Raw genomic sequence first — 1244 nt, forward strand, 5'->3', positions numbered from 1 at the left:
TGTCTAAAGAAAAATTTGAACGTTCAAAACCGCACGTTAACGTTGGTACAATCGGCCACGTTGACCACGGTAAAACTACTCTGACAGCAGCTATCACTACTGTTCTGGCAAAAACTTACGGCGGTAACGCTCGTGCATTCGATCAAATCGATAACGCACCAGAAGAAAAAGCGCGTGGTATCACCATCTCTACTTCTCACGTAGAATATGATACTCCTACTCGCCACTACGCACACGTAGACTGCCCAGGACACGCCGATTATGTTAAAAACATGATCACTGGTGCTGCTCAGATGGACGGTGCAATCCTGGTTGTTGCTGCGACTGATGGCCCAATGCCACAAACTCGTGAGCACATCCTGTTAGGTCGCCAAGTAGGTGTTCCTTACATCATCGTTTTCCTGAACAAATGTGACATGGTTGACGACGAAGAACTGTTAGAATTAGTTGAAATGGAAGTTCGTGAACTTCTGTCTCAGTACGATTTCCCAGGCGACGACACTCCAGTTGTTCGTGGTTCAGCACTGAAAGCGCTGGAAGGTATCCCTGAGTGGGAAGCGAAAATTGTTGAATTAGCCGGTTACCTGGACAGCTACATCCCAGAACCAGAGCGCGCAATTGACCGTCCATTCCTGCTGCCAATCGAAGACGTATTCTCAATCTCTGGTCGTGGTACAGTAGTAACAGGCCGTGTTGAGCGTGGTATCGTTAAAGTTGGTGAAGAAGTTGAAATCGTTGGTATCCAAGACACGGTTAAAACAACTTGTACTGGCGTTGAAATGTTCCGTAAACTGCTTGACGAAGGTCGTGCTGGTGAGAACGTTGGTGTTTTACTGCGTGGTACTAAGCGTGAAGAAATTCAACGTGGTCAAGTACTGGCTAAACCAGGTTCAATCAAGCCACACACTACTTTTGAATCAGAAGTTTATATTCTGAGCAAAGATGAAGGTGGTCGTCATACTCCATTCTTCAAAGGCTACCGTCCACAGTTCTACTTCCGTACAACTGACGTAACCGGTACTATCGAACTGCCAGAAGGCGTAGAGATGGTAATGCCAGGCGACAACATCAACATGATCGTGACACTGATTCACCCAATCGCGATGGATGATGGTTTACGTTTCGCAATCCGTGAAGGTGGTCGTACTGTAGGTGCGGGTGTTGTTGCAAAAATCATTGCATAATACCGCTCTTTCTGAATAAGAAAGAACCACTAAAAAAGGACGTCCTAGGGCGTCCTTTTT

1 protein-coding gene is annotated in these 1244 nt (G+C 46.4%); it reads left to right on the plus strand.

Annotated features, from left to right (window positions below; all coding sequences use genetic code 11):
* On the plus strand, positions 1 to 1184 hold a 1184-nt coding region (gene tuf / locus PR761_RS17110), incomplete at its 5' end, for an elongation factor Tu (protein ID WP_154600453.1).
* Between the last annotated feature and the right edge of the window lie 60 nt (positions 1185 to 1244).

The sequence above is a fragment of the Providencia sp. PROV210 genome, assembly GCF_028479445.1.
Lineage (GTDB): Bacteria > Pseudomonadota > Gammaproteobacteria > Enterobacterales > Enterobacteriaceae > Providencia > Providencia rustigianii.